At 72.0% G+C, this 7,525-nt stretch carries 9 protein-coding genes and 1 pseudogene; 6 read left to right on the top strand and 4 right to left on the bottom strand.

The window, feature by feature from the left end:
- Positions 1–119: 119 nt before the first annotated feature.
- On the top strand, positions 120–263 hold the full coding sequence (locus AB0J67_RS37635) for a hypothetical protein (protein ID WP_363490001.1): 144 nt from the start codon (positions 120–122) through the stop codon (positions 261–263).
- A 100-nt stretch (positions 264–363) separates the two neighbouring features.
- Positions 364–1,083, top strand: coding sequence for a DUF6766 family protein (locus AB0J67_RS37640; RefSeq protein ID WP_363490003.1), 720 nt, complete (start codon positions 364–366; stop codon positions 1,081–1,083).
- Here AB0J67_RS37640 and AB0J67_RS37645 read toward each other — a convergent pair.
- From AB0J67_RS37645 to AB0J67_RS37655, 3 genes are all read right to left on the bottom strand, one after another.
- On the bottom strand, positions 1,062–1,406 hold the full coding sequence (locus tag AB0J67_RS37645; protein ID WP_363490005.1) for an STAS domain-containing protein: 345 nt from the start codon (positions 1,404–1,406) through the stop codon (positions 1,062–1,064). The genes AB0J67_RS37640 and AB0J67_RS37645 overlap by 22 nt on opposite strands.
- A 157-nt stretch (positions 1,407–1,563) precedes the next feature.
- Positions 1,564–3,057, bottom strand: coding sequence for an FAD-dependent oxidoreductase (locus AB0J67_RS37650; RefSeq protein WP_363490007.1), 1,494 nt, complete (start codon positions 3,055–3,057; stop codon positions 1,564–1,566).
- Between the two features lie 84 nt (positions 3,058–3,141).
- Positions 3,142–4,425, bottom strand: coding sequence for a hypothetical protein (locus AB0J67_RS37655; RefSeq protein ID WP_363490009.1), 1,284 nt, complete (start codon positions 4,423–4,425; stop codon positions 3,142–3,144).
- Between the two features lie 774 nt (positions 4,426–5,199).
- Between AB0J67_RS37655 and AB0J67_RS37660 the strand changes: the two genes are divergently transcribed.
- The 4 genes from AB0J67_RS37660 (at position 5,200) to AB0J67_RS37675 (ending at position 7,387) form a co-directional block, all read left to right on the top strand.
- The gene (locus AB0J67_RS37660) at positions 5,200–5,616 is read left to right on the top strand and encodes a hypothetical protein (RefSeq protein ID WP_363490011.1); all 417 of its coding nucleotides are present in this window, start codon (positions 5,200–5,202) and stop codon (positions 5,614–5,616) included.
- Positions 5,617–5,814: 198 nt separating this feature from the next.
- Complete coding sequence (locus AB0J67_RS37665; RefSeq protein WP_363490013.1) at positions 5,815–6,219, top strand: hypothetical protein; 405 nt, start codon at positions 5,815–5,817, stop codon at positions 6,217–6,219.
- 150 nt (positions 6,220–6,369) lie between these two features.
- A complete protein-coding gene (locus AB0J67_RS37670) occupies positions 6,370–6,726 on the top strand; it encodes a nuclear transport factor 2 family protein (RefSeq protein WP_363490015.1) in 357 nt (118 codons plus the stop codon).
- Between the two features lie 262 nt (positions 6,727–6,988).
- Complete coding sequence (locus tag AB0J67_RS37675; protein ID WP_363490017.1) at positions 6,989–7,387, top strand: response regulator; 399 nt, start codon at positions 6,989–6,991, stop codon at positions 7,385–7,387.
- Here AB0J67_RS37675 and AB0J67_RS37680 read toward each other — a convergent pair.
- Positions 7,339–7,525, bottom strand: a pseudogene (locus tag AB0J67_RS37680) (hypothetical protein); the annotation flags it as partial. The gene AB0J67_RS37675 and the pseudogene AB0J67_RS37680 overlap by 49 nt on opposite strands.

Below are 7,525 nucleotides of genomic sequence, written 5' to 3' on the forward strand. Positions count from 1 at the left end.
CGGCGTCGGGCCCAAATGGGTGATCCTGCGCTACCGGCTGCACGAGGCGATCGAGCGCCCGCGCCGGCACGGTCGGGCTCGGCCTGCTGGCCGAGCACGCCGGTGCACGCAGCGCCCTCGTGCTGGCCGGCACGATCACCGTGCTGGCCTCCGCCGCGGCGGGCGTGGCGATGGCGCGCCGCTCGGGCCTGCCGCTGCGCCGCCGCGAGGTGCGCCTGACCCTGCGCGCGGCGTTCGGGCGCCCGGTGTCCGCCCTGTCCTGACGTCGAGCACACCCCTGGCCGGTTCGATCCGGGCTGGTCAGGGGTATGTAGCAGCGACGACGGCGAGCACCGCCGCGGTATCCACGAGGAGGTGGAGCCGGTGACCACCGGTGACATGTTGCGGGCGGCAGGACGCGAGCGCCCCGCGCGGGCAGGGCGGACGTGGCCCGAGCGGCTGCGGGACAACGCGCTGTCACTGGCCATGCTCGGCGCTTTCCTGACGTTCATCGTGCTGCAGAGCGTGTTCGGGTGGCAGGTCCGCAACGAGGAGCTGGCCGAGTACGGCCAGGCCGCCGACTCCTTCTGGCACTACCTGCGCACCGGCCACTTCGCGGAGGCGGTCTTCGAGAACTGGGAGTCGGAGTTCCTGCAGATGGGTGCGTACGTGCTGCTCACCGCCTATCTGGTGCAGCGCGGATCGGCGGAGTCCAAGAAGCCCGACGACAAGGACCGGCCCGAGGACGACCCGGCCAACGCCGGGCCGGACTCGCCGCGACCGTCCCGGCGGCACGGCTTCGGGCAGCTGCTGTACCGCAACAGCCTGGCGATCGTGCTGCTGCTGTTCTTCGCCATGTCGTTCGTGGGCCACCTGCTCGGCGGCACGGCCGACTACAACGAGCAGCAGGCGCTGCGCGGGCAGCCGCCGGTCGGGATCGTCGAGTTCCTGGGCTCGTCGGACTTCTGGTTCCAGTCGATGCAGAACTGGCAGAGCGAGTTCCTGGCGGTCGGCGCGCTGATCGTGCTCAGCATCTTCCTGCGCCAGCACGGCTCACCCGAGTCCAAGCCGGTGACCGCTCCTCACGGGCAGACGGGGGAGTGAGGCGCGCTCTCCGTGCGGCCGTGCAGGACGGCCACCTCACCCATGCGTGCCATGTCGAGCACCGTGCCGGTCATCCCCCGGGCGCCGTACACGTGCAGCGCCGCGGGCATGGCGCGGCGGGCCAGCTCGGCGAGGTAGTGCACGAGTGCCGAGCCGCCGAAGGTGACGCCGCTGAGGTCGACGTGGACCGTTCCCGCGGGCGGGATGAAGGCCAGCCGACGCCGGGCCAGGTTGACGTCCCTCGGGTCGAGCAGATCCACGTCGCCCTTGATGCGGACCATGGCCACCCGTGCCGTGGGGGCCAACGTCACGGTGATGCTCACGCGACGAGCTGACTTGATCATAGTTCACCTCTACGCGCCAGGCTGCCGGGGACCGGGGCAGAGATAAACATCCGAAACAGGTTCAGCTTACGCCTGTCGGGCGATTTTCGCCGATCATGGCGCAGGGGCGGCCGGTCACCGTCGGGCGGGCACGCCGCTACCGGGGCTGCACGGGCGGCAGGGGGCGCAGCGCGGGCCCCTGCAGCACGGCGCCGTCGACGTCGAAGCGCGAGCCGTGGCAGGGGCACTCCCACGTCCGGTCGGCGTCGTTGAAGCCGACGATGCAGCCCAGGTGGGTGCAGCTGGCCGACACGGTGTGCAGCGTGCCTACCTCGTCGCGGTAGGCGGCGCAGCGCCGCCCGTCGACCGTCACCACGGCGCCCCGGCCCGGCGCCAGCTCGTCGAGGGTGGTGTCGGGCTTGGTGAGGCGCTCGCCGACCAGGCTCTTGGCGACGGTGCCCGCGGCTTTCGCCAGGGTGGACGCCTCCTTGACCGGGTGCAGCCGGTGCGGGTCGTACAGGTCGGCCCACTCGGGCACGTCGCGGTCGGTGATCCGGGCGGTCAGCAGGTCGGCGGCCGCCATCGCGTTGGTCATGCCCCAGCCGCCGAAGCCGGTGGCCACCCAGACGCGGTCGTGTCCGGGGAACCGGCCCACGAACGGGATCCGGTCGGTGGTGGTGTAGTCCTGCGCGGACCACCGGTAGGCGACCCCCGCGATCGGGAAGTGCTCGCCGGTCCAGGCGGTCAGCGCGGCATAACGCTGCGCGATGCCGCCGTCGCCGGGCTGGTAGGTCTCGCCGGTGACGATGAGCAGCCGCCGCCCGTCGTCCAGCGGCGTGGTGCGCACCGAGCGGTCGTCGTCGATGCCGAGGAACATGCCGCCCGGGTCGGCTTCGGCGGGGATCGCGGCGGCGACGACCAGCTCACGCTTGGGCACCAGGCGGGCGAACAGCTCGGGCCGGTCGAAGGCGGGAAAGCCGGTGGTCACCACGATGTCGTACGCGGTGACCGCCCGACCGCCGGCCAGGGTCAGCGTGCCGTCGCCGAGCTCGGTGACCTGGGCCTGTTCGTAGATCCGGCCGCCGAGCCGGACCACGTCCTCGACCAGGGCCAGCAGGAACCGCCGCGGGTGGAGCTGCGCCTGGTCTGCCACGCGCACCGCCCCGGCCACCGGGTACGGCAGGTCGGCGGTGGTGACGAACTCGGCCGGCAGTCCCGCCTCGGCCGCGGCCTGGGCCTCCTCGCGCAGCGAGTCCGCCGCGTCGGCGCCGACCGCGTAGGTGTAGGCGGGGCGCGCCTCCCAGTCGCACTGCGCGCCGACCTCCGTCGCCGCCTCGTGCAGGCGGCGCAGGCCCGACTGCTGTGAGCGGGCGTAGCGCAGGGCCTTGTCGGGCCCGAGGTGGTGGTAGATGGCGCTGTGCAGCGCGGTGACCTTGGCGGTGGTGTTGCCGGTGGTCGCGTGGGCGATCCGCCCGGCCTCGAAGACCGCGACCCGCCGCCCGGCACGGGCGAGAGCCCAGGCGGTGCACAGGCCGGCGATCCCACCACCGATCACCGCGACGTCGAGGTCGCGCAGCTCATCGGCCGCCGTCGCGGTCGGGTACGACGTCGGCGGGGTGGAGCTCAGCCAGTACGAAACGTCATCTGCCACCGTTGGGCGATACCCTGATCCGCTCCCGGGCAATCCTCGGCCGCGCAGGGCACGGTCCTGGTGACGGCCTTCAGCGGCGGTGGCTCATGCCGGGACGGCCGGCAGGAGCCCGGCGAGGAGGACGACGGTGATGGCCTCGTTGACGGTGGTCAGGACGCGGCCGTCGGCGGAGAGGTTGCCCATGGTCATCTCCGGCTCGGTCCACAGCACGCGGCCGGCGCCGTCGTACAGCACCGAGCCGGCGTCGTCGACCGCGAAGAACAGCGGGCCGTGCCCGCCCCACACGCAGCGTGTGGCCACCGCCGCCAGCGGGGAGTCTGCCGCGAGCTTGTCCGGGACGGCCTGCGGCGTGACCCGGCGGGTGTGTACGACCGTGTCGCCGTCGAGGGTGAGCACCTGCGCCGCGGGCGGCACATGCGGGGACTGGTCGGCGTCCCGGGCGCCGCCCGCGACCGCGAGCCCCGTGCCGTCGGCGGCGAACGCGACCGCGTTGACGGCGGCCAGGCCGGTGTCGTGGCGCAGCAGGACCGTGCCGGTGGCGGTCTCGCGTACGACGACCTCCCCGGCGGTGCCCGCGTGCGCGAGCCGCCTGCCGTCGTGGTCTAGTGCCACCGGTCCGCAGGTGTCGGTGGACACGAGCCGGCGGAGCTCCCCGGTAGCGGTGTCGACCAGGTGGATGCCGCGGGCCGCCGCGCCGGCCGCGACCAGGCGCCCGTCGCCGCTGAATCCGATCCGGACAGCCGCATGCGCCATGTCGAATTGGCCGTCGGGGTCGGTGGTCTCGGCCAGGTCCACCTGCCACAGCGCCTCGCCGCCGGGCACGCGCCAGGCGTGCAGCCGCCCTTCCACCGCGCACACCGCGCTGGTCTCGTCCGGGCTGAGCTGGGCGTCGAGCGCCTCGTCGTGGAAGCCCGCACCGTCGAGCAGCTTCACCGGGGCAGTCCCGGCGTCGGTTCCCCACACGACGACGTCGCCGCCGCTGTGGTGCCATTCCGCCGCGGCGCACAGGACCAGCCAGCCCGCGCGGGTGGGGCACGCCACGGCGGTCGCGCCTTCGGAGAAACCGGCGAAGTCGGTCTCGTCCTCGTCATCGCCGGCGGGCGGGCGGCCGTTCCGGACGTCGTCGAGGTCGCCGAGTACGCGCCAGGCCGCCGCGGCGTGCCAGGGTCGGCTCACGCCCTGGCTGTGCTCGTCCCACCAGCCGTCGGGCATCGAGCGCAGCCGGGCCGGCCAGGTCCGCAGCCGCGCCACGGCCGCCGGCAGGGCCTCCGGGGCGGCGTGTTCGAGCAGGTCACACACGGCCTGCCAGGCGCCTTCGGTGGGCTCGCCGTCGAGGAGCGCCGCCAGAGTGGTGTCCTCGCTGTTCATGAGCCTCTCCCCGGGTCGACTGCGTGGGCGCATGCGGCATGGAACGTACCACCGTGGTCCCGGCCGCATCCCGGCCGTCGCGCAGGTGGCCGTACGCCCGGGATCGCGCGCGGACACGGAGGGCGAGCCTGCGGTCCGGGCACCGTTGGCGGGGCGTCGCCCGGGGGACGACGGCGATAAGGTGGCGGCGCACCGGCGATCAAGGCTTGACGACACCCGGCCACTGCGCGGGTGACGGTCGCCGATCCAAGGGGGATGGATGTTCGCGGTGCTCCGGAACAGGGACTTCCGGCTGCTCTGGATCGCGAGAGTCGTCAGCTGTGGGGGCAACCCGTCGCCCGGGCTCTGCTCCCGATCACCGTCATCTTCCTGGCGTCGAACGCGTCGCTCAGCGCGCTGTTCATCCCGTTCGGCGTCGACAACTGGGGAGGCCAGCAGCAGGTCGGCTTCGTGGTGTCGGCGCTGGGCGTGGGCTTCCTGCTCGGCGCGCCGCTGTTGAAGCTGCTCGGAGATCGCGTACAGCTCGGGCGGCTGCTCGCCGCGACCCGCTGCCCAAGATCGTGCTGCTGGGAAAGCCGCGCACCGCCGACTCCGTGCTCACCGGCGACCCGGCCGAGGGGGCGGTCCACGGCGAAGGCGCCCAGGAGCCCGACGAAGGGCCCGTCCTCGTACGCTGAACGAGACGTGACGGTCGGTCGCAGCCGTGCTCGATGCTGTCCGCTCCGAGTCGTTTGAGGTGGTTTGCCGCCGGTGACGGTGGGTAGTTCAGCCGCCATGCGGTGGACTCGGTGCCTCACCCAGCGGCGACAGTGCTGGCTCACCATTCTGCATGGGATCCACGTCGAGGAGAACCTGATCGACGGCGGCGACCTGGACGGGCTGCGCGACGCCGTGTCCGCCGCGGCGCGGAGCCTCGGCCTGACCGGAGACGGACTGGCCCAGTTGCGCAAGGCTTTCGGCGGGCTCGCGGCCGACGCCATCGGCGTGCGCCGGGTGCTGCTCTGGCACGACCGGCAGGCGGTGTACTGCCAGCTCACGTACCACGGCACGGCTTCCGGTCAGGACCCGCACCCCGTCTCGGCGGCCCCCGGCACGGACGCGGTCGACGTCGACGTCGTCGAGCTGTCGGGGACGACTCCCGGCGTGGCCACCATCGCCGTGCCGCATCTGCGACAGGCGGTACCCGCCTAAGGCCGTGCTTCGAAAGACTTTCATGATCGAGATGTGCTCGATGTGACGGCACTCAGACGGCGGCCGGCTGCGGAAGACCCGGTATCGTGTGGCGCCGGCCTGGCCGGATGCGGTCTACTGCAGTCCGTGGGTGGAACCGCGTTGAGTGTCCTGAGCCCGTGTACGGCTGACGACGTCGAACCAATACTCCTGGCGGAGATGGCAGCCGAGGGCCTGATCCGGTACGAGCCCGATCCTGACTACTGGTATTCCGCCGCAGGTCTGCCCTACGGATACGACTTCCAGGCGCCCGACTTCGAGGTCAGCGTCGAGGAGCTCGGGCTGGTCGCGCAAGCGGCCGGCGCGGTCATGCGCTGCGACATCCTGCTGCATATCCTCGTCAGCGACGTCGCCGGACGGCCTGCTCTGGCCCGCATCGCCGAGCGAGTGGCACGGCGGACCGACGGCTGGGTGTTCGTCGAGTTCCACTCTCCGCCTTCGGCAGAACTGATCGAGTCGCTGGAGAGTGCGGGCCGCTGCGTTCGTGTCGACGACGCCGTCTACCTGGACGCGACGGCGATGGGTGCCTGGATCGCCCACCCCGACTTTCATGTCATCAAGTGAGCACCATACGCGTCGGGCGGGGGCAATCAATGTCGTGTCACAGCCACGCGTCGATGGCGGCGACGTGGATGGTCGCCTCGGGTCGGTGAGGGCACGGGAGGTGCGGCCGAGGGTGGCCGCCGTAGCGGCGCCACGTGGCATGATCCCGCCATGGACCAGCAGGCGGCGCGGACGTTCGCCGATCGGTGGATCGCCTTGTGGAACTCACGTGATCTCGAAGGTGTGCTCACACTTTTCGCCGACCACGTCGTCTTCAGCTCGCCGAGCGCCGCGCGGCTGAGCCACGGCTCCGACGGCGTAGTGCGGGGCAAGGAAGCCTTGCGCGCCTACTGGGCCTACGCGCTGAGCCGCAATCCCGAGCTGCACTTCGACCTGCTCGGCGCCTACGCCGGCATCAACACACTGGTGATCAACTATCGCCATCAAACCGGCGTCCACGCCAACGAGGTCCTCATCTTCGACGGCCCCCTGATCGTCGAGGGATACGCCACGCACCTCACCTCGTAGCCCTCGCATCCCCAGACCTGGCGCGACGAGCCGGCTGTCCGCAGACATCCGGAGCGCCTTCGTCTGCTGAAGCGACCGGCGGCATAGACCACGGCGCCGCCGCCCGCGTCGGTGCCGAGCCGCGGGTTCTGCAGGGGGCCGCTGGCGTCGGGCCGAGCGTGCGACATATCCTATCTGGAGAGTAGGAAAGTGCTCTTCAGGCATGGATTCCCGGCGGTAGGAGGCGGCGTTGCTGAGTTGTTCACCGCTCCGCATTCTGCTGGTGGAAGACGACGCGGGCGACGCGCTGCTGGTCGCCGACGCGCTGGACACCCACGGGCTGGCCGAGTACATCTTCCATGTCGGTGACGGCCGGCAGGCGCTGGAGTTCCTGCAGGACCCCGCGGCGCCGCGCCCCGACCTGGTGCTGCTCGACCTCAACCTGCCCCGGGTCAGCGGCCACGAGGTCCTGTCCGTGGTGAAGAACGACGCCCGCCTGGCGACGATCCCGGTGGTGGTCTTCAGCACGTCGAGCAACCCCGACGACATCGAGGCCAGCTACGGCTCGCACGCCAACGCGTACGTCGTCAAACCGCAGGATGTCGACGGCTACGACCACGTGATCGGAGCGATCTACCGCTTCTTCGGCGACATCGCCGTACGCAGCCCCGCGCCCGCGTGACCCGCCGCGGTTCGCGGGCCCGCTGAGGCGGCCGGGCCGGGCGCGCTCTCCAGGTCGGGCGTGAGCGGGGTGAGCTCGGTGAGCCACAGGCCGTCGCGGCCCAGCGTCTCGCTGATCGCCGCGGGCCCGGCCAGGCCA

Origin of the sequence: Catellatospora sp. NPDC049609, from assembly GCF_040675365.1 — a bacterium.
GTDB lineage: Bacteria > Actinomycetota > Actinomycetes > Mycobacteriales > Micromonosporaceae > Catellatospora.